This window comes from Gemmatimonadaceae bacterium (genome assembly GCA_016720905.1).
In the GTDB taxonomy this organism is placed as follows: domain Bacteria; phylum Gemmatimonadota; class Gemmatimonadetes; order Gemmatimonadales; family Gemmatimonadaceae; genus Gemmatimonas.
Genome location: JADKJT010000001.1, coordinates 526,862 through 545,414 on the forward strand (window position 1 = coordinate 526,862; position 18,553 = coordinate 545,414).

The 18,553-nt window shown below is 64.8% G+C and carries 21 protein-coding genes; 7 read left to right on the top strand and 14 right to left on the bottom strand.

Translation table 11 applies throughout. The features are described 5' to 3' along the window. Nucleotides 1-62 precede the first annotated feature (62 nt). Nucleotides 63-530 carry a hypothetical protein gene (locus tag IPP90_02195; protein MBL0169526.1) on the top strand — a complete coding sequence of 156 codons (468 nt, stop codon included), beginning with the start codon at nucleotides 63-65 and terminating at the stop codon, nucleotides 528-530. Nucleotides 531-1,169: 639 nt separating this feature from the next. Continuing rightward, nucleotides 1,170-1,481, top strand: coding sequence for a hypothetical protein (locus IPP90_02200; protein ID MBL0169527.1), 312 nt, complete (start codon nucleotides 1,170-1,172; stop codon nucleotides 1,479-1,481). Nucleotides 1,482-1,591: 110 nt separating this feature from the next. Here the strand turns inward: IPP90_02200 and IPP90_02205 are convergent, their stop codons facing one another. Continuing rightward, nucleotides 1,592-1,801: a hypothetical protein gene (locus IPP90_02205; GenBank protein ID MBL0169528.1), complete on the bottom strand. Its 210-nt coding sequence runs from the start codon at nucleotides 1,799-1,801 to the stop codon at nucleotides 1,592-1,594. 189 nt (nucleotides 1,802-1,990) lie between these two features. Between IPP90_02205 and IPP90_02210 the strand changes: the two genes are divergently transcribed. Then, nucleotides 1,991-2,131, top strand: a complete 141-nt coding sequence (locus tag IPP90_02210) for a hypothetical protein (protein MBL0169529.1) — start codon at nucleotides 1,991-1,993, stop codon at nucleotides 2,129-2,131. Between the two features lie 350 nt (nucleotides 2,132-2,481). Here IPP90_02210 and IPP90_02215 read toward each other — a convergent pair whose 3' ends face one another. Both IPP90_02215 and IPP90_02220 read right to left on the bottom strand, forming a co-directional pair. Further along, the gene (locus IPP90_02215) at nucleotides 2,482-2,922 is read right to left on the bottom strand and encodes a hypothetical protein (protein ID MBL0169530.1); all 441 of its coding nucleotides are present in this window, start codon (nucleotides 2,920-2,922) and stop codon (nucleotides 2,482-2,484) included. A 77-nt stretch (nucleotides 2,923-2,999) separates the two neighbouring features. After that, nucleotides 3,000-3,545 (bottom strand): hypothetical protein, encoded by a 546-nt coding sequence (locus IPP90_02220; protein MBL0169531.1) that lies wholly within the window; start codon nucleotides 3,543-3,545, stop codon nucleotides 3,000-3,002. 450 nt (nucleotides 3,546-3,995) lie between these two features. On the opposite strand from IPP90_02220, the gene IPP90_02225 reads away from it, so the two are divergent. Next, a complete protein-coding gene (locus IPP90_02225; GenBank protein MBL0169532.1) occupies nucleotides 3,996-4,886 on the top strand; it encodes a dienelactone hydrolase family protein in 891 nt (296 codons plus the stop codon). A gap of 49 nt (nucleotides 4,887-4,935) precedes the next feature. Here IPP90_02225 and IPP90_02230 read toward each other — a convergent pair whose 3' ends face one another. From IPP90_02230 to IPP90_02270, 9 genes are all read right to left on the bottom strand, one after another. Continuing rightward, entirely contained in the window at nucleotides 4,936-5,454 is a 519-nt protein-coding gene (locus IPP90_02230; protein MBL0169533.1) for an SRPBCC domain-containing protein, read from the bottom strand. Next, entirely contained in the window at nucleotides 5,432-5,797 is a 366-nt protein-coding gene (locus IPP90_02235; GenBank protein MBL0169534.1) for a helix-turn-helix transcriptional regulator, read from the bottom strand. The genes IPP90_02230 and IPP90_02235 overlap by 23 nt, the downstream gene beginning before the upstream one ends. A gap of 101 nt (nucleotides 5,798-5,898) precedes the next feature. Then, nucleotides 5,899-6,090 carry a hypothetical protein gene (locus IPP90_02240; GenBank protein MBL0169535.1) on the bottom strand — a complete coding sequence of 64 codons (192 nt, stop codon included), beginning with the start codon at nucleotides 6,088-6,090 and terminating at the stop codon, nucleotides 5,899-5,901. 444 nt (nucleotides 6,091-6,534) lie between these two features. Continuing rightward, nucleotides 6,535-6,834: an Ig-like domain-containing protein gene (locus tag IPP90_02245; GenBank protein MBL0169536.1), complete on the bottom strand. Its 300-nt coding sequence runs from the start codon at nucleotides 6,832-6,834 to the stop codon at nucleotides 6,535-6,537. Nucleotides 6,835-6,856: 22 nt separating this feature from the next. Beyond that, entirely contained in the window at nucleotides 6,857-7,312 is a 456-nt protein-coding gene (locus IPP90_02250) for a PD40 domain-containing protein (protein ID MBL0169537.1), read from the bottom strand. A gap of 496 nt (nucleotides 7,313-7,808) precedes the next feature. Next, on the bottom strand, nucleotides 7,809-9,884 hold the full coding sequence (locus IPP90_02255) for an AAA family ATPase (protein MBL0169538.1): 2,076 nt from the start codon (nucleotides 9,882-9,884) through the stop codon (nucleotides 7,809-7,811). A 6-nt stretch (nucleotides 9,885-9,890) separates the two neighbouring features. Next, nucleotides 9,891-11,450 carry a hypothetical protein gene (locus IPP90_02260; protein MBL0169539.1) on the bottom strand — a complete coding sequence of 520 codons (1,560 nt, stop codon included), beginning with the start codon at nucleotides 11,448-11,450 and terminating at the stop codon, nucleotides 9,891-9,893. Between the two features lie 254 nt (nucleotides 11,451-11,704). Beyond that, complete coding sequence (locus IPP90_02265) at nucleotides 11,705-12,334, bottom strand: hypothetical protein (GenBank protein ID MBL0169540.1); 630 nt, start codon at nucleotides 12,332-12,334, stop codon at nucleotides 11,705-11,707. Continuing rightward, entirely contained in the window at nucleotides 12,325-13,080 is a 756-nt protein-coding gene (locus tag IPP90_02270; protein ID MBL0169541.1) for a hypothetical protein, read from the bottom strand. Before IPP90_02270 ends, IPP90_02265 begins: the two co-directional genes overlap by 10 nt. 794 nt (nucleotides 13,081-13,874) lie before the next feature. On the opposite strand from IPP90_02270, the gene IPP90_02275 reads away from it, so the two are divergent. The 3 genes from IPP90_02275 to IPP90_02285 all read left to right on the top strand — a co-directional run bounded on the left by IPP90_02275 (nucleotide 13,875) and on the right by IPP90_02285 (nucleotide 16,066). Beyond that, the gene (locus IPP90_02275; GenBank protein ID MBL0169542.1) at nucleotides 13,875-14,099 is read left to right on the top strand and encodes a hypothetical protein; all 225 of its coding nucleotides are present in this window, start codon (nucleotides 13,875-13,877) and stop codon (nucleotides 14,097-14,099) included. 127 nt (nucleotides 14,100-14,226) lie between these two features. Next, nucleotides 14,227-15,528: a hypothetical protein gene (locus IPP90_02280; GenBank protein ID MBL0169543.1), complete on the top strand. Its 1,302-nt coding sequence runs from the start codon at nucleotides 14,227-14,229 to the stop codon at nucleotides 15,526-15,528. 61 nt (nucleotides 15,529-15,589) lie between these two features. Beyond that, complete coding sequence (locus IPP90_02285) at nucleotides 15,590-16,066, top strand: homocysteine S-methyltransferase family protein (GenBank protein MBL0169544.1); 477 nt, start codon at nucleotides 15,590-15,592, stop codon at nucleotides 16,064-16,066. A gap of 68 nt (nucleotides 16,067-16,134) precedes the next feature. On the opposite strand, the gene IPP90_02290 is transcribed toward IPP90_02285, so the two are convergent. Both IPP90_02290 and IPP90_02295 read right to left on the bottom strand, forming a co-directional pair. Further along, nucleotides 16,135-16,707 (bottom strand): hypothetical protein, encoded by a 573-nt coding sequence (locus tag IPP90_02290; protein ID MBL0169545.1) that lies wholly within the window; start codon nucleotides 16,705-16,707, stop codon nucleotides 16,135-16,137. A gap of 53 nt (nucleotides 16,708-16,760) precedes the next feature. Then, on the bottom strand, nucleotides 16,761-18,527 hold the full coding sequence (locus IPP90_02295; GenBank protein MBL0169546.1) for a hypothetical protein: 1,767 nt from the start codon (nucleotides 18,525-18,527) through the stop codon (nucleotides 16,761-16,763). Nucleotides 18,528-18,553 lie beyond the last annotated feature (26 nt).

Sequence of the window (18,553 nt, forward strand, 5' to 3'; positions counted from 1 at the left end):
AACTGAAGCACATCGTTAGACCGCGAAACTGAGTTCGAACCTTCTGAATATTGGCGAATATCGTGACGACCACTGCTGCGAAGTCCGTCCCGATCGCGATCCGTGAGTTTGGAACGTTTCTTGTGGTCGCGATCGTGTTGCTGTCCGCGCCCGCCGCTATCTCGCTCTATCTACACGACCATGTTGCCTTCGCCGTGTCGATCGGGGCGATCATGATCGCGGCCGCGTTGCCATTCTCGTCGATCCAGGTGCTCGCCAGCGACGGCCGTCTTCGCGTCAAACTCGGCGGCTTCTTCACAGTGCGGAACGTCGCGCTGACAGATATCGCTAGCATACAGCGGATTCGACCGCCGGTCTTGGCGGGACTCGGGATTCGCTGGTTACCGCAGGGGACGCTCTACACCGTCACCCTGGGCGACGCGGTCGAGTTTCAGCTGCGCGACGGGTCACGCTTCTTTGTCGGTTCGGACACGCCTGATGCGATGTGTACGCAACTCAATACGGTCATCACCGCGGACGCAGGACACTAACGGCCCGTCCCTCGCCTTGAACAGTCGGGATGATGGGTAACACTTTTGTCCGGCAACATAGGTAACGCTTTCGAGCGGGCTACCCACGAATGATGTATACCCCAAACGTCAGGCAATCCCCCCAAAGACACCCGATAGGAATGACAAAGATTGCGCGAGCAACCGCAGTCACCGCAGGGCTTTTTCTGGGTGGGGCCGGCCTCGGTGGGTACTTCGGCGTGGCGGCTCTCGGAATCGTGACGTTCTTCATCGACCCGCTGGGCCTGCGTCCGTACTCCGGGGACGCGGAAGTGCTGGCCGGTATCGTTGGTTCGGTCGTGGGCGGCCTTCTCGGCCCGCTCGTCGTGTGGACCGCTCCGCGGGAGGTGCCCGTATGGCGAACGTTCGCGCATACTGCAGGCGGTGCAATTGTCGGAGGGATCGCTTTCTTTTGGTGGAACGAGAATCCCTCACATAGCCTCGATGGTGCCCTGCTCGGAGTGGCCGCTGGGGCGCTTGTGCTTCGTCTCCGCATACGAACGCGGCCCGATGCGCGCTGACCGCCCCCATCAACTTTCGCCAGCGTTTCCATGACTCCCGCCCCTAGCCCGAGTGCCGTTCTCTTCGTCTCCGACGGACTTCTATCGAGGTGTCTTCGCCATGGAACGCATCGATGGTGATGCCGACCATGAGGTCCTGCAGCTCCAGGGATTTCAACTGGTCGTTCACCGCCTGCGCGGAGAGCCGGATCCGTCCAAGGACGCGGAAGGAAAGGTCATCGTTCGCGAGGACTCTTACGTAGAACACCCGAAAGGCACCCGCCGGCAGGTTGGCGGTCGCGAGCCCTTCGCCCCGCTGCCGCGACTCGCGGGTCTCCCGCTGTTCGGGCCCGGTGTCGAGCGGGAGCGATGGGCAGCCCTGGCCAAGACGCTCTTGCTACTTCGGGTATCAGCAGCGACGCCTGGAAGTTGAACGTGTACAGCGCGATGCCAGTGCTGTAGCGGAATTTCCAGACAAACGTGCCTTGCAGGTTCGGTCCGTTCATCGTCGCGGTAATCGTGCCGCCAGGAATGGTGGCGACATCAGGATCGGCAAACGACGGTGCGACCGACAACGATGGTACCCGCGCCGAGCGGTGCAATCGTGAGTGTCTGGATGAAGTCCGGGTCGGGGCAGTTGTTCCCCAACGGCGCGCGGAACGAATTCCCCTTGACGCCGCCGGTGTCCGGGACCTGGCCTGGCAGGTACTGCTGCAACGCGATCGCTCGGCAGTTGTTCGGCCCGTGCAACATGTCGAGGATGCTGTTGGACGGCCGTTGCTGCAGGTCGTTGATGGTGCTGGTCGCGATGCCCAGTCACAGCACGTCGCTCGGCTCGGTGCCGGTGCCGCCTGGTGGCAGGAGCGCCGATGCCAGCGAGACCATATGGTGCCACGCTTTCGCATAGAGGACCGCACTCGAGTCCTGCCTAGTGGCCGCTTCGTGGTCTTTTCCAGCACCGTGCCGTACATCATCGAACGGCCAACGGCGTCGGTCATGAAGCGCGAAAACGCTGGGGTGTTGGTGTCCGTACTGTCCGTGACCTTGTCCCCCACGTACTTCCAGCGATACGTCGACCCTTGAACGGCGATGGCCGGGGCGAGCGCGCCCCAGCTGCCGTTGGCATTCTGGTCGGCCCGTCGAAACGCCGCGAGCAGCGTGGGCGAGGCGTGATCTGCGTGGTGCGAAAGCCGTGGTCTTCCGCAGGCGCTGCACCCACCAATTCCGCAGCGTGTCGGCCGCGTACACCGCCGCCGTATCGAGGCAGGCCATACGCACTGTTCAATGTGGGCCTGGGCCACCCTTGCGCGTCGCCGATCGTCTTCGCGGTGACCCGCGCGTACTCCTGTGCAAATGCCGCGTCCTGCACGCGAGCAACCCGTAGTGGACCGGGGCCAGGTGGTCCACGCGATACTGGATGCCGCTGGCTGGTGTCACGAAGGCGGTGACCCAACCGGTGGGCAGCAACTCCATCGTGAAACGGCGCGCCCCGGCGCGTCCGGGATCGACAGTTCCACCACCGCTCCCACCGTCCGATACGCAATGCCGAAGCGCGGTTCACCCCCCGTGGCCACGGCGGTCGTTGAACAGCATGACCGGTTGCGGTTTGTTGCTCGAGAGCAGGAACGCGGCCCCTTGATCTCATTCATACTCTGCAAGGCGAAGGCGGCAGAACTCGCCTTGATCTGGGCGAACGTCGCGTCAGCCAGTCCACCCGTCAGTACAGGTCCGGCACATCCGAATAGGCGACCGACGTCCCAACGGAAGCCGCGCCGATTGCTTTCCGGAATGCCGGGCGCTTCCTGGTACTTCTGGAACAGCGGTCCGTCGGTGCCCTTGCGATTGACGAAATACCAGATCGACGTGCCGATCATCGACACATCGGGATCGACGCCAGGTCGAGAGCGACACGGGGAACGAGGAGATCAACTGGCGCTGAAAGTCCCATTCGTCAGCCGCGGTGCGAAAGCCCGAATCGAAATCGCGCGCCAGCAGTGTGGGATCGATCGCGATGGTGACCAGGATCGATGTGACCGGCGCGGGCAGCGATGTGGTGGCCGAAGCGCGCACTCCGACCGACCGGCGCGATGCCGGGCAAACGCAATGTGGCAGGTACCTTGAATCGTCCAACAGGTCCGGTGACGGCCAGCGCCGGCGAAACTGCGGTGACGCCCGCCGGTAATACAAGGGTCGATGCGGACGAGATGCTGAAGCCGATCGTGCCCGCGCTGCCGAGCGCACCGGGTGGAATGGTCAGTGTGGTCCCATCCAGTGCGGATCCGGGGAGTGTGAGGCGTGACGGTGCCGCCAGTGGTGGGAACGGTCTGGCCCGCGAAAGTTGACCGTTGGCAGCGTGGCCGTGGCGACCAACGAGCGCTGGCAACGTTCCCGCGTGCGCCGTGATGACATTGCGTCCTTCCGCCGTCCCCAGGATCAGTCGCCGGGTGACGCCGTTCCGTCGTTGGCGGTGACCATTGTGGTCGCGGCGGTGAACCATTGCCTGAATCGACGGAGAACGTCACCGTCACCCCGGGCAGGCCGGCGCCGACGCGCGTCTTTCACCGCGACCACCGGCTTGACGGGCAGTGGCTTTCGGGCACCGGCCTGCGCATCACCCGAAACGGTAACCAACGAGGCAGGTGTTCTCGTAGGAGGGGGCGGCGGAGTGATTGGCGTTGGTGAGTCCTCCCCACCGCCACAAGCGGCAAGCAGGACAAGTGCGACGCAAGCTGCAGCCAGGAATGGCGTTGGCCGATGGTGGGTAGCTGAGGACACAGGCTTCTCTTTTGGGGGAACAGCGCTGCGAACAATCCGGCAACGCGGAGCTCCCTGGGGGGAAGCGCGGATGCCTGCATGGATAAAGCGCAGGGCAGCCGCGAGACGGATCATTCAAGGTCCCACCATCAGGAGACAATGCGCGATGACTTCACGACGACACGCGGTCAGGATGCTCGGTTCGCTCGCCGCCGCGCCGTGGCTGGCGGGCACGGCCGGTCGCTACGCAAGTGGTCGCGGCGGCGACGTTCTCGTGCCGGACAGCGGAGCGCAGGACACGCCACCGCTGGCCCCGGGCACGCCGATGTCGCCCGAACGCATGGCCTTGATTGAGGCGTTCAAGCAGCACGCAGCCGACGTCGATGCGGGTTTCGAAGCACGCACGCATACCGGTGCGTGGGCCATGCCGTATCGACTCTTTCAACCGGCGGCCTCCGGTCGGCATCCGTTGGTGATCTACCTGCACGGCAGCGGCGGATTGGGCACGGACAATCAGAAGCAGATGGCCACGGGAAACATCTTTGGGACCCGCGTGTGGGCGCTGCCCGAGCATCAGCGACAGTTTCCGTGTTTCGTGCTCGCCCCGCAAACCGATCGTGGTTGGGCGAATTACGGCGAGCCGGCGCCCGGCGATTCGGTGGCGCGCGTCGTCGACGGTGTGGGGGATGGCGTCGCCACGGCATTGCTCATCATCGACCAACTCCTGTCGGAACTCCCGATCGATGCGCGTCGCGTGTACGTGACCGGACAGTCCATGGGCGGGCTCGGTGTGTGGAACATGTTGGCGCACCGACCGGCCTTCTTTGCGGCAGCGGTCCCGTGTTGTGGGAGCGCGGGGCCCGAGCGGGTGTCGACACTCGCCAACGTGCCAATCTGGAATTTTCACGGTGACGCGGACAAGACCGTGCCGGTGGCCGTCTCGCGCGAGCGAATGGCGGCGCTGCGCGCGGCCGGAGGCCGTCCGCTGCACACCGAGTATGCCGGCGTCGGACACAACGCGTGGGAGTGGGCGTACACGGAACCGGCGCTGTTGCCGTGGATGTTCGCGCGCGTGCGGCGCTGAACATCATTCCTTGCCCGGATTGATTACTCACCCGAGATCCGCGTCTCTGTTACGGTCCCGAGCCCTCACCCAGAGATACGAGAAGCTCGTCCAGCTGATCGAACGTCTCGAACAGTGCATCGGCTGCACCCGTGCCGGCAGCGTCGAGCGCTTCCTTCGATGGATAGCTCTCGCGCAGGACCACCAGCGTCTGGCCGCCCTTTTCCTCGAAGGTCACCGTGGTCACCGATCCGCCCTCGCCACCTTCGTCATTGGTCCACGAGAGGCGCGACGACGGCGTCACGTCGACGTACGTGCCGAAGAACGCGACAGGCTCGGGGCCACCGACGTCGAATTCCAATCGGTACGTGCCTCCGACACGAGCATCCACCTCGCACGACAGCAGGGTCATTCCCATTGACTTAGGCACCCACCAACGCCTGAGCAGCTCGGCCTTGGAAAATGCCTCGAACACGATGTGCGCGGGGCCGTTGATGGTCCGCGTGACAACGACCTCGCGGTCCGACTGCCGTTCCACCGTGGTGCGGTTCTTCTCGGCGGCGGGCTTACCTTCGATTCTTGCGTCCATCGATTCTCTCCTTCCGGTTGAGTTCCTCGACCACGTGGTCCAACTCGTCGAACCGTGCGTCCCAGAGCTGGCGGTGCCTCTCAAGCCATGCCGTCTCTTCCTTCAATCGATGCGTGCCGAGCTTGCAGTTCCGCACGCGCCCGACCTTCTCCGTGGTGACGAGCCCGGCCTGCTCCAGGACGCCGACGTGCTTCATCATGCCCGCGAGGGTGATGTGGAACTTCCGGGCAAGGTCCGTGATCGAAGCGTCTGAACGTCGGAGCTGCTCCAGAACGCCGCGTCGGGTGGCGTCGGAGAGCGCGGCGAACGAGGTATCGAGGCGGACCTGCACATACTTCACCATACGGTAAAGTATATAGCCGCGGCCTCACCGCATGCAAGGAAGGGCCGAGTGAGGGCTCACTCTGGCATCTGGATGGCTGTCGTCGTCGGGTGCGCTGCCCGTCAATTGCTCCACCGAATGTCGGTCCGCACGCCGGTCCAGATCTGCAGCGGGCCGTGAATCAGCTGCACGCCCGCGGATTCGTCACCAAGCCAGACCCGATAGGCGCCGTCGAGGGGAACCGGCTCCTTCGACAGTCGCAGCACGCGTCCGTTGATGGCGATGCCGCAGCGACCATCAGGAAGGATCTGCACCCGCAGCGTCCACCAGTCGCCGGTTCGCAGCGCAGCGCCTTCCCTGCCAACGTCGATGTTTTCTGGAACGCTGCCAAACAGCGCAATTCGTGTCGCCCCAGCGCCCTTCCTGCGGGAAAATAATGCCGCACATGGAGACGGACGTGCCAACTGTTGGCGGAGCGCTTCTGCTGGTCAGCCCGCTCGAAAGTCGACGGATCGAGGCCGGCCAGGAACATGACCTTCAATCGCTGATGTTGCGCGAGCGTCAGCGGCGTGCTGATGCGCACCTCCAGTCCGAGGCCATCCCGCGCCGAGAGCGCATCACGCGAGATCGCCATGCTCGGGTAGACGCCATCCCCTCGGCTCCACAAGCCACGAATTCCCTGGGGGCCGGTGGACACCAGTGGAGTCAGATCGCCCCATGGTAGCCAACGGCGTCGCCAGTCACCCTCCCACCGTTCATCAAGAACGTTGATGGGCGCCTTGCCCAACCACTTTGATGCGCTTGGTGGCCTTGCGCCAGTCGGCGAGCGTGGCGGTAACCGCCACCTCACCCGGCGCGCGGACACGCACTTCACCGGTGGAGTCGATGATGGCGACCATCGTGTCGCTCGAGCTCCATACGACCGGCGCGCGAATCGGTATCTCGGAGCCTGTGGCGCTCAATGCTTTCACCGACAGTCGCGTCCCAATGCCGGGCAGGACCGTTGTCACCGAGTCGCTGAACTCCAGATGGTCGATCAACCACGAACGATCCGGCATCCCCTCCCACCAGCGCAGCGCGTCAGGCGCGTGGCCAGCTCCGGCGACCGGCCGTGCCTTGCCGGGGCGTCCAGCGGCAGGACCATGTCGCGCAAGCCGACCATGCCATCCAGCCGGGCCGACCCGGCGACCCAACGCCGGTCGGGACTGTGGTGAGGGCGAGTTCATCGAGGCCGGTCCAGCCGAGCAACGTGGCGATCGGCTGCCCGCCGATCAGGCGACACTCGGGCTCATGCTGTCCGTCGATCGTGGTAATGCAGAGCTGCGGGGGATCGACCATCGAGCCCCGGATGAAGGCGACCCGGGTTCCGTCGGGAGAGACTTGGGGATCGATGTCTTGCGCCGGGCCACGGGTGATCTGTCGCGCGGCCCCAGTGGCCGTGTCGAAGACGGCAATGTCGTAGTTCCCATCCGTGGCCGGAGACCAGCGCATGGTCTGTCCGACAAGCGCCGAGCCGTCGGGAAGCCAGCCCAGCACGAGATCGTCGCGCGACTGTGATGTGAGCCGGCGAGTGCCGGCCGGTGTGCGAATCCAGATGTCGAGCGTCGTGCTGTCGCCCGGAGTCCTTGATCCACGCCACCGACTTCCCGTCCGGTGAGATGGCGGGGGGAAGATCGGCGTAGGTGCGTGCCGCGTCAGCCATCGCGCTCGTCGTTGGCACAGGGACCACCGGCGCGCTGGTGCTGCTCCATTCCGATGGTCGCACCAGCACTGCGCTGGTGGCGCCGGTGGAATCCATGTAGACCAAGTGCTGGAGTGTGGCCTCGTCACTCCTGCCGGACCGGGCGGCCATGAGGACCAGCAACGCGACCGACATCGTCAGGGCAGATGCGGCGACCTGGCGCGACGTGGACCAGAGTCCGACACGCCACGGGAGGGGCAGGCTCGGACGAGCACCGACACGCGAGACGAATGCGCTTCCTCGTCGATCAGTTCTGCGGCAATCTCCGAGAAGGCCCGTCGGTCGCCCCGTTCACGGGCCGCGCGCGCAAAGCGACGGTGCAGCTGCTGCACCGTGCTGTCGTCGCCGGCGATCAGAAAATGGCGTGCCGCCCGCAGCAGGGTATCGGCATCCGCGACGTCCGTGCCCGCGTGGTATTCGCCGATGGAGCGGTGGGCCGCACGCTGCTGCTCGACGGTCAGCGCCGCTCGAGACGCTGCGGCGATTTCGTCGTGCGCGGTGCTCCATCGTCCCCCGGCGTTGGTGACCAACCCCTGATGCTCGAGTGGAGCGAGGTGATCGGCAATCTCCGCCGGAGAAAATCCGGCGGCCAGCGCGAGCGATTCGCTGTCGATCGACGTGCCAGCCGTGGAGAGCAGCGCGAGCAGCCATAGCTGCGCCGGTGGCAGCGCCCGCACCCGCTCGCGGAGCGCTTCGCCCGCCTGGAGGAGCGACTGCAGCCACTCCTGCGCCGAGGCAGCGCCACTCATTGTGGTCGAGCGTGAGCACACCCCTGATCGATGGCGAAACGGAGGGGTTTCCATGACGAGCAGGGCGAGCCCCGGTCGCCTGTTGCAGGCCGGCGATGAAGTGAGCGCTCCATGGTTCCTGTTCCGGCAACGATCCGAGGGCCGACACCAGGCTGGAGATCTGTTCGCGGCTCAGTGCCGCGAGCCGCAACGTGACGCATCCCTCTGCCGCCGGAATTCGTTCAGGGCGGGCGGCGGTAAGGCACAGCAGATGCGCCGTGTCGAATCGACTGAACAGCCCTTCGAGGATGCGATAGGACAGCCGGTCGATCCAGTGTAAGTCGTCGATGGCGAGGACGAATGGCTGTTCGTGCGCGACGGACTGCACCAGGTCCGCCATCGCGTGGAGGCGACGGCGTAGCGCTTCTTCTCCCTGCGCGGTGTCGGCGAGGGCGGCAAATTGTGAGGAGAGTGCAGGGTTGAGGGCGACGAGCGTCGCTGCGGACGAGGGCGCCACTCCGGCCGAACCCGGCAGGGTGGCGATCGCCCAGGCCAGATCCGCGGCGAACGCATAGGGCACCTCGCGATCCCCTGGCGTCCCCTGCACGCGCACCACCCGCGCGCCGGAGGCGGCCAGCCGACTGCAGGCATCGCGCAGCAGGCGTGACTTGCCGAATCCGGCGGGTGCGGTGAGGTGGAGATGTCGTGCCCGTCCGTTCCGACATCCCTCCCATGCCGACGTGATCGTCGAGAATTCCCGCTCGCGGCCGGTCAGCTCGGCGATCAGTTCGCTGCCATTGGCGCCGCCTTCCCGGCTCGGCGCGAGCCCCCGCGCCCGAGCCAAGAGGAGTCGGGTCGACGATTCCAGGGCAATCTCCTCACGTTCGGCCCACCCCTCGAGTGCCTTCGCTTCGACGGCCGCCGCGACGAGGTCCTGCCCCGCGACCGTCGTTTCCAATACCAGCCGCCATGCCCTTTCGTTTTCAGGGACGAGCTCCCGAATGCGACGCGCCAGTCGCTGTGCCTCCTTGAAGTGCGATTCGTTCAGCAGTCGTCGCACCAGGATGTCGGCGCTCCGGAGAAACGCCGTCTGCAGGCGGTCGCGCTCGAGGTCGGCCCAGTGTTCGAACGATGCCCCACCCGGCACACCGAAGGCGGGGAGGAAGTTGCCCCCGTAGAGGGCCACCGCGGTCTGGGGGTCGCCCCGCTCCAGTTCACGGAGGAAGCGGTCGCGATCGGTATCGATCGCCCCGGTGAGAGTTAGTTCTTCGGTGCCGGTAAGCGCTTCCTCACCGAGGAGCCGGCGGAGATGGAAAAGCGTCTGCCTCAGGGCGCGCCGGGCCCGCTCGGGATCGAGGTCGGCCCAAAGGAGGTCGAGGAGGAACTCCCTGGACGTCCGCCGTCCAGGGGTAAGTGCCAGGTAGACCAGGAGGGCAAACGGCTTGCCTGGGCCGAGGAGTGGCAGGGGCGCGTCTTCATGGTAGACCCCGGCATCGCCGAGCGTCCGCAGGGTCAGCGGTGTGAAGGACGTCGACGGTGAAGGCGCCATAGAGCCCATTTGAGAACTGTCGGGTGTTTGCTGCGGCGAATGTGCCCCCGTTTCGACCCGCTGACGAGAGCCCGCCACGGCCCGCTCCAAGTACCTCTAGCCGTTCGGCTCCAACCGGCGATAGAGCACACCGTCGATCGTGATCGTCGTCGCGGAGTTGATAGTGAACGGAATCGCCGCCCCATTTCGCGCCGAGAATCCGGCAGTGCCGTTCAAGTCCAGCGCGGGCGCGCCATCGGGGCGACAAGCGGCGGCGAAAGACACCGTGAACGACGAGCCTGACACCGTGTAGCAGCCGCGCTCGATACTCGCCGTGCCACCGGTGCTGGGCGAGTCCTGCGCTTCCGCGAACATGAACGTGCCGTCGGCCTCGAACACGATGACACCACCGTCCGTGCCATCGGCGCGCGAGAATGCGCCGACCAGCGTGGCCGGATTCGAGCTCACCGCGTTCAGCGTGAACGTAATGTTATCGGGCAGGCTTAGCACCGTGAGCGCACCGCCGACACGAAGGATGCGGGCTTGCAGTCCGCTCGGCGTGACCGTGGCGTCCCAAATTCCGCAGTTGCCGTCCGTATCCTGGAATGCGTTGAAGATCGACAGCGAGTCGTTCTGGAAGCGTTTGTACCCACCGTACTCGACGCCGTTGCCGTTGTTCGAACACGACGGATCGTTGCTGTGATCGACAAACGTGTACGTGCCGTCGGCCCACAATGTGAGGTAGCTCTTGAGGCCGTTGATGGCGATGGCGTACGTGCCCTCCAGGTTGCTGCGCGCGGGCTTCAAGAAGCACTGCACCGTGGTGCTCGTCGCGTTGGCGGTGGTGACGCGTCCCTTGGCGTTGCGCAGGAGGCACGTTGAAAGCGGCGACGTCGCGGGGCTCGATACCACGATGACGTAGTTGGAATTGGCCGAGAGCGCGGTGGGGAAGGTCCAATCCAATGCGCCACCCCCCGGCGGCGGCGTCAGCGCCAATGGCTCCCCCGCGTTCAAGCGCAACGTGAGGCCAGTTGCCGACAGGCTGATCGCGCGGCCCCCCACGGTAAGTCCGCTGGAGATGCATGTCACGCTCGCGGCAGTGACATCGCCGCCCGCGATCGTGCCGTTCCCATTGTTCACGACGCATTGCTGGCCCGTCGGTTGCGAGGCGACGGTGATCGCGAACTGCGTGCCGCTCCTGAGCGCCGGAAATTCGAAGGTGGTCGCGCCCGCGGCGATCGCGATGGGGGTGCCACCGCTCAATGCCAGGGTCAGTCCCGTGCCCGTCAGGCCGCTGATGGTGCCGCGAATCCCAAACGACTGCGTGACGCAGGTCAGCGTCGCCGTTGACGTGTTCGCCGAGAGCGTGCCCGAGCTATTCGTGAGGGTGCACAGCTGCGTTGGGCTCGACGGCTGCGCTTTCACCGCGATCGCGTAGTTCGTGCCTTTCTTCAGCGTCCACTGGAACGTGGGCTGGTTCGGCGGGAGCGCTATATCGCTCGCGCCGTTGACCGTGAGCACCGTCCCGGTGCCCTGCAGCCCCACGATCGTGCCGCTCAACGTCATATCGCTGGCGGACGGAGTCGTGTCATCGCCGTTTGAGGTCGGATCGGACTTCGATGCACACGCTGCGAGGAGCGGAAGCGCCAGAAACATCCGAAGCCTGAGAGCTGTCACGGAACGAGGCATGTTGAGCGAGGAGAGAGAGAAGGTGAGTCCGACATCGACAAGCCAACGAAGGATTTCGCCGTTACGGACTCGTTATTTCGCCCTCATTTCGCAAAAAGCGCCCACGACACCATGCGCGATCGCCGGGGGGAGCAATGCCGGCGGGGACCGATCAGACGCTCCGGTGGGACTGCCATCCACGCCAAGGCCTCCGCGTGGTGGCCGGGGCTGTGCTCAGAGCCTGCGGTTCAAGCCCACAGGGATCACTGCTTACGCACCCAGCGGAAACCGGCGCCCAGTGTACTCAGCGCCACCGCCCTGCCGCGCTGGCTGCCCAGAAACGTGCGCGTAAAGAACAAGGTGGGCGTGGGGCCGTGCAGGCGTGGAGACGCGAAATCCACGCGGACAGTCGTGCCGATGCGCGCCCCCTGCCCTTCCACCTGATACAGCGTGGGTCCGACCATCGTGCGCAGTATCCTCGAGCGGATATCAAACGCGCTGCCGGCCAGCACCCCGATCCGCTCGTTGAAGGGTCCGTTCTGGCAACCGTCCTCGCCCGTCGCGCGCACACATGACGCGGTGTTGCCAAGGCCTATCGGCGTGGCGCGCAGACCGGCGATCCATGCCCGCTTGGACGCTCGCTTGAGCGGCGCGGTGACCACCAACGACACCGCAAACAGTGGGGCGTTGGCCTGTGTCGTGCTTGAGGTGATGGAACCGCCCTCCACGTCGCCGGTGAGCAGGTCAGTGGTGGTGTAAAATCCCATGTTCACCCCCGGTCGACGCTGGCCCGAGAGCAGAGAGGGCAAGGCGACCGTCAGCGTGAGGCACACCGCGCGAAAGGCCGCCGAGAGGCCACCACTGCCGAAGAGTCGACCGATCACTACCAGCACAGCGCGCGACCATCCGTGGCAATTCCGCACACCCTGCCTGAACCAAACACGTCGGTGAACTTGACACCCTTGGCGATTTGCACTGGCGAGTAGGCCTTCGCGCCGAGCCGGGTCGATATCGCTGCTGGGGGAAAGGCACCCCAGCAATACAGGTCGCCACCTACCGTCACTCCGCACGCAAACGAGCGAGATAACGCCTCGACCTTCGCAAAGCTCATATTGCCGACGATTCGCCTTGGCTCATAATCGTATTCGTCGCGTTCGGAGCCGTTGCCGAGACTGCCGGAGGTGTTCGATCCCCAACACACCACAGCGTGGTCCATGGCCAGCCCGCAGAGGAACAAGTCGCCGTGCGACACCGTCCTGAAGCGTTCCGGAGTTTGCACCGGCAGCATGGTTTGGGTTTGGGACGGCTGCCCCACCAGCACGGTGTGGTGACGCACTCCGTAAAAGCCCACACAGTAGGCCGAGTTATCGAGGGCGATGGTGCACGAGGTAGCGTTGTGTGTGCTGACACTCAGCGTCTTTCCAACGCCGACGACCGGCGTGGGAATCGAATCGTCAAGGTGGTTGGTCTCGCGTCCCAGTTGGTATAAATCGCTGTGCCCCCAGCAATACGTGAGGCTGTCGGCTCTTGAAATTCCGCACGTCTGCGAGTGCCCTCCGTGCGCAAACGACGAAAACCGGAGTGCCGTCTTGACGGCGACCGGACCACTATCCATCACAAGCGCCGCCTGAGTGGCCATGAGATAGTGTACGTTTCTCCCCCAACAATAGATGGCCCCGGCTGTGGAGAGTGCGCAGTCCGCCCATAAACTGGTCTGGACGTCCGTGAATTGCATGCCGGCACCACCCGGTGCCCGCACCAACAGCGGCGCCGCGGGGGCGGCGGCGGGGGGGCCCGGCGGACACGCCGCCATTCACGGCCTGCGCCAGACCTTTCACCACCGTGTCCACCCGCTGCCTCGGACACCGCCGTCTGCGCGCCGCGGGGCCCCCCGGGCGGGGGGGGGTCGCGCCTGTGCGCTTCACGGATATCGTGGCGGCCCCAACCCCGACGGCAAGCACATTCCCCACGGAATCGACCACGAGCACCGACGTGTCGGATGAACTCCAGGTGCGCGTTACTGGCGTTCCCGACATGTCGGCGGAATCCTGAATCGACAACGCGGTCGCCCGACCGTAAAACAACAAACGGGGGGTGTGGTGGTGGGGGGGGGGCCCCCCGTTGGTGGGGGGGGGGGGGGGGGGGGGGGGGGGGGGGGGGGGGGGGGGGGGGGGGGGGGGGGGGGCCGGACAAAAACGAAAGAAGAGGGGGGGGGAGGGGGGGGGGGGGGGCCCCGGGGGGGGGGGGGGGTGGCAGTGTATCTTGGCGGCGGCCGATCAGGGAGAGATCTGGGAGCCGCATGGGGGACGCGTTGGGGGGACCCCGCGTTGACCACCAGGGGTTCTACACTTGCTGTTGGATGCAGGCTGGACCAGCTTCGCATACAACTTTCAAGCGATGGATCACGTCAGACCGACCCCGGGAGAGGGCAACATGACTAGGACTTTCGCACGCCACGCTCGAACGACCATGATGCTCGGCATGGTACTCGTAGGCTTGAACGCCTGCTCACGAGCGATTCACATCAAGGACCTGCTGGATCGGCCGCAGGAGTACGATGGCAAGACGGTACGTGTCAAAGGCACCGTGACGCAGAGTGTCGGCGTGCTCGGAACGGGCGCGTACGAGATTGATGATGGAACAGGAAGATCTACGTGATCGCCAGGGGTCAGGGTGTTCCTCGCCAAGGCGCGAAGACGAAAGCGGAGGGTCGCTTCGAGTCGGTGTTCAGTATCCTCGGTCGCACGATGGCGGCCATCGTGCTGAGCCCTTGAGGCGGCCGGCCATGACCCTCACCTTTGCAGGTCCGATGCTCGCTTTCACCATTGGCGCCGCGCTGATGGGGCAGCCGCTGAGTGCACAGCCGCAGTCGATACAGGACAAGATCAAAGTCCGCGAAGTGCCGGCGCCAGTGGCGGTGTCGACCGATTCATTGGGCGTGCGTCTCTCGGTGCGTGCGCTGTCCGATGGGCGTGTCCTGGTCAATGATGTTCAGCGATACCGCGTGCTGATGTACGACAAGTCGCTCAAACACTTCACGCCGGCGCTCGACTCATCCGGAACCAGCGGAACACTTGGCAGCTCGGGCATCAGCATTCCATCGGCGCATCTTATCGCGATGCCGGCCGACTCCACCATGTATCTCGATATTGCCTCGCGATCGCTACTGACCATCGATCCGACTGGAAAGGTTGCGCACGTCACGGCGCTGCCGCGTCCGCAGGACATCGTGACGCTGTCCGTCGGCTACATCTATGGCACGCCCACGCTCGATGCCAAAGGCCGCCTGGTGTATCAAGGCACGCCGCCCAATCAGAATAAGGCACTCATCGAGCTCAATCAGAAGATCATGATTGAGAAGTCGGCGACGGCACCAGGCGCCATTGACTCCGCGCCGATCGTGCGCGCCGACTTCGACACGCGCAAAATCGATACGATCGCGACCGTGAAGATCGTGCAGCAGTACGCATCGGTCGTGGCCTCTCGCGACGACCGCGGCAACTTTACGCAAAGGCTCACCGTCAATCCCACGCAAACGGCTGACGAGTGGGGCCTGCTGCCGGATGGAACGATCGCGATTCTCCGTTCGCATGACTATCACATGGAATGGGTGGATCCCGATGGCACGCGGAGGACATCCCCCAAGATGGCGTTCGACTGGAAGCGATTGACGGATGACGGCAAGCAACATGTCATCGATTCCATCAAGCCGATGCTTGAAAAGCAAATGGAGTCCATGAAGCCCCAAACGATGCAGACTCCCGATGGACCGCGACGACTGACCACCGAAATTGTTTTGGTGCCAGCCAAGGACCTGCCCGACTACGAGCCTGCTATTCAACCTGGCGCGATGAAGGTGGATCTTGAGGGCAATGTCTGGATCGTTCCGCGCACCGCCGTGCTGTCCGCCAACGGGGGATTGCGCTACGACGTGGTGAACAGGAAGGGAGAAATCATCGAACGGGTGATCCTTCCCAAGGGCCGCGCCATCGCCGCGTTCGAACCTGGTGGATGGGCCATTCTGACGAACACGCAAGGTACCCTGCCGAAGTTTTGGACGACGATTGAACGCGTGAAGATCAAGTAGAGGCGTGGGCCGCGAGCAGACAGACCACTCACCCTTATCACCGCTCGACCGTGCCTCGGCGATGGAGTATCGTTTGGCCATACTCGGCCGCGAGCCTGAGGCCGTGGGCATCGCGCGCGCCGCGGCGCGTGTGAATCTTCCGCTCGGCATCTGCTTTACGCTGGACAGCAGCACGTCGAGGCTGAAGTCTGGGCCGACGCTGCGCGAGGCTATCGAAGATACGGACCGCGAAGCCGGCGAGGCGAGGCCCGACTTCTACGGCATCAACTGCTCGCATCCGTTCGAATTTCAGCCGGCGCTCGAGCCGGGGAACTGGGTCGAACGTATTCGCATGCTTCGCCCCAACGCGTCCGCCATGGACAAGATCTCGTTGTGCAAGATCGGACATCTGGAGGAAGGTGATCCGCAGGAGCTGGGCAGGCTCATGGGCGAGCTTGGGCGGCGCTATCCGCACATCGATATCTGGGGAGGGTGCTGTGGTACGTGGGAGAAGCACCTCGGACAGATCGCACAGCAACTGAGACGGGCACGCGCCTAAACCGGCGCGCGACTGCCCTCTCGGGGTGAGACCAGAGGCAACCGAGAGGAAACGAAGCCCTCCCGCGCTCAGGGCAGTCGGTCACCGCGAAAGCGCCAGACGCTCGTGCAAAGGAAGAACCGATTGAAGCCGTAGACGTCGAACTGAATCGTACCGGTCAAGCTGTTGCCCTGCTTGGTAGCCTGCACGGTGAAAGCGTAGTCTCTGGTACAGACCGGGGGCAATTGACTTTTCCCGGGACAAATCAGCGGCATCGCGTTGCCACTCATCTGACCTGAGAACGGATCGATACTGAAAGTGAAACTGCCCGTCGCCACGCGTTCGCCACTGAACGAACCGTTGAAGCGGTGCGCCAGCGGAACGGCACCATTGAGACCCGCCGGATAGGTTGTCACGGTTGCGGCATTCGAGCGTGGGGTACTCGACAAATAGAGCCCCGGTGTGGGACGTTGTGGTCCCACCAGCGTATCGATGAGCGGCTCCTGCAATGCCCAGATGAAGCCGACTTCTGCGGGATTGGCGGTGACATCTGTTTGCATGAATGCCAGGTCCTGGCCCGGTCCGTAGCGACACTCCGGGCTCAATTCCGGGCTCGCGCTGGTACGACTCTGCAGCGCCACATCAACAAGGCGCCACGCCAACAGGCGTATCAATGGTGATGCGCACGGAGTCCCGACCGATCGGCCGACGCCCGTCACCCTGCACCATCGTCGCCGTCACGGTCGTGTGGCCGATGTTGCGGAACGTCCGAAGCAGCTCGGGTGCGGTTGTTTCCACACTGTCTGACGTGGCGCCGTGGAAGATCCATCGATACCGCACGCCGGTCGGCGGCGATTCTGCTGCCATGCTCAACCGAATGGTCGTATCTCATGTGCCACTCGCGCTCTGGGACCCTCCTGCGGCGGGTCTGAGGTCCAGGGGATGCGGCTGCACGGCGTTCTGCGTCCACGGTGTACGCGCGCACGACTCGCACTCCCACCAGTGTTGCAGTGTGTCGAGGAGCACGACGTCGGCGGTGTCGAGCTCGCCGAACTTGCTCATCAACTTCACGCGCGGCCACGCATCGGCATCGCCGAATGTCCCTGCGGCAACCTGCGGCCAGGTCTGCGCCATCAACCCATCCAGGAATCCGCCACCAACGGCGAGGCGCGGCGATGCCGGTAATGCGCATCAGCCGTCGTTGCCGCCCGTATCGCACGGTCGCTTGCTGCCAACCGCCGGGGCCATACGTCAACCGGACCGTGCGCTCCGCAGCGGTCGGGATGGCGACGTCCACCGAATTGCCCTCGGTACGCCACGCGATGCCGATCGTCGCGGTCGTACTGTCTTTGTCCGATTCCGTGTCGTACACCTGAACCGCTTGCGGGGCATTGCGGCTCAACAGCATCAACCCCTTGAGCCCGAGGAACTGGTCGCGGGCCATCTGCGCCGGTGTGTCCTCTCCGGCAACAAACTGCTCCCAATCAACTCCGAAGGCTCGAAAGAACTCCGGCACACGGAGTTCCAACCAGCCATTCCAACGGAACCCCATGCGCGCACTGAATAGCACGTCGCTGGCGAGTTGAAAGCGCTGTGCCAGCGGCCCTCCGGAACGTTGGTTGAGGAAATACCAGATCGACGTCATGCTGGGCGTCTTGTCGAGGACCGCCATACGCGAAGCGACGCCTTGCGGACCTCGCGCGCCGTACACGGTGAGTCCGTCGGAAAAGACCCACGCGTCAGTCTGCGGACGAAATCCCGTGTCGAAGTCGGGCGCGAGCAGCGTGGAGTCGATCCCAACCATCACGATCGTCGGCGATCGTTCCGCGCCCATGGCGCGTGAGGCGCGTGCGCTGATGAGCGGCGCGCCGATGGAACCAGTCGGTGTGATTGATGACATCCGCAGCGCGGACGCGGCAGGCAGTGCGACCGTCAGCGCGCTCGCGGTGCGGCGTACCGGGGGTAACAGCGTGACAGCTCTCGTCACGTCATCGTAGGCCACGGCAAACAGCGGCGTGGTGGTGGCAATGCTGGTGGGAATCGTCACCAGCACGGGCCCGGCCTGCGTTCCCCCGTTCGTGGTCAGCGAGAACGCATGCGAGCGAGCAGCGACGCCGGTGGGCAGCGCGATGTCGCTGGACGAGCGCACGGCAACCTCCACGCCGGTGGCGGTGCCGAACGCTCCCGGTGCGGCGACAACACGCAGGCCGTCCAACGGGAGTCCGGGCCGCGAAACCACCACCGTGCCACCACCACCACTGAGTGGCAGCGACGGCAGGGTCACCGCTATGACGCGCGCGGTGGCGCGAATGCGGACTGGTGTCAGCGCACCGACTGTCGCGATGACCACTTGCGGTCCTTCGATGGCTCCCAGTTGCCAGGTGCCGCCGATGGCGACGCCATTGCTGTTGGAGACCGCCGCGCCGGATGACAACACACCGCCACCCGAGTCCACCCTGAAGGCCACAGCAACACCGGACACCGGACGATTGGCGGCGTCAACCACCA

Bases quoted from the DNA above. Each gene is read 5' to 3' on its own strand.
- IPP90_02200 (MBL0169527.1), top strand. From the start codon at position 1,170: ATGGAACGCATCGATGGTGATGCCGACCATGAGGTCCTGCAGCTCCAG.
- IPP90_02205 (MBL0169528.1), bottom strand. From the start codon at position 1,801: ATGTTGCACGGGCCGAACAACTGCCGAGCGATCGCGTTGCAGCAGTAC.
- IPP90_02215 (MBL0169530.1), bottom strand. From the start codon at position 2,922: ATGATCGGCACGTCGATCTGGTATTTCGTCAATCGCAAGGGCACCGAC.
- IPP90_02220 (MBL0169531.1), bottom strand. From the start codon at position 3,545: ATGGTTCACCGCCGCGACCACAATGGTCACCGCCAACGACGGAACGGC.
- IPP90_02225 (MBL0169532.1), top strand. From the start codon at position 3,996: ATGCTCGGTTCGCTCGCCGCCGCGCCGTGGCTGGCGGGCACGGCCGGT.
- IPP90_02230 (MBL0169533.1), bottom strand. From the start codon at position 5,454: ATGGACGCAAGAATCGAAGGTAAGCCCGCCGCCGAGAAGAACCGCACC.
- IPP90_02235 (MBL0169534.1), bottom strand. From the start codon at position 5,797: ATGGTGAAGTATGTGCAGGTCCGCCTCGATACCTCGTTCGCCGCGCTC.
- IPP90_02245 (MBL0169536.1), bottom strand. From the start codon at position 6,834: ATGCCGGATCGTTCGTGGTTGATCGACCATCTGGAGTTCAGCGACTCG.
- IPP90_02270 (MBL0169541.1), bottom strand. From the start codon at position 13,080: ATGGCCACTCAGGCGGCGCTTGTGATGGATAGTGGTCCGGTCGCCGTC.
- IPP90_02275 (MBL0169542.1), top strand. From the start codon at position 13,875: ATGACTAGGACTTTCGCACGCCACGCTCGAACGACCATGATGCTCGGC.
- IPP90_02280 (MBL0169543.1), top strand. From the start codon at position 14,227: ATGACCCTCACCTTTGCAGGTCCGATGCTCGCTTTCACCATTGGCGCC.
- IPP90_02285 (MBL0169544.1), top strand. From the start codon at position 15,590: ATGGAGTATCGTTTGGCCATACTCGGCCGCGAGCCTGAGGCCGTGGGC.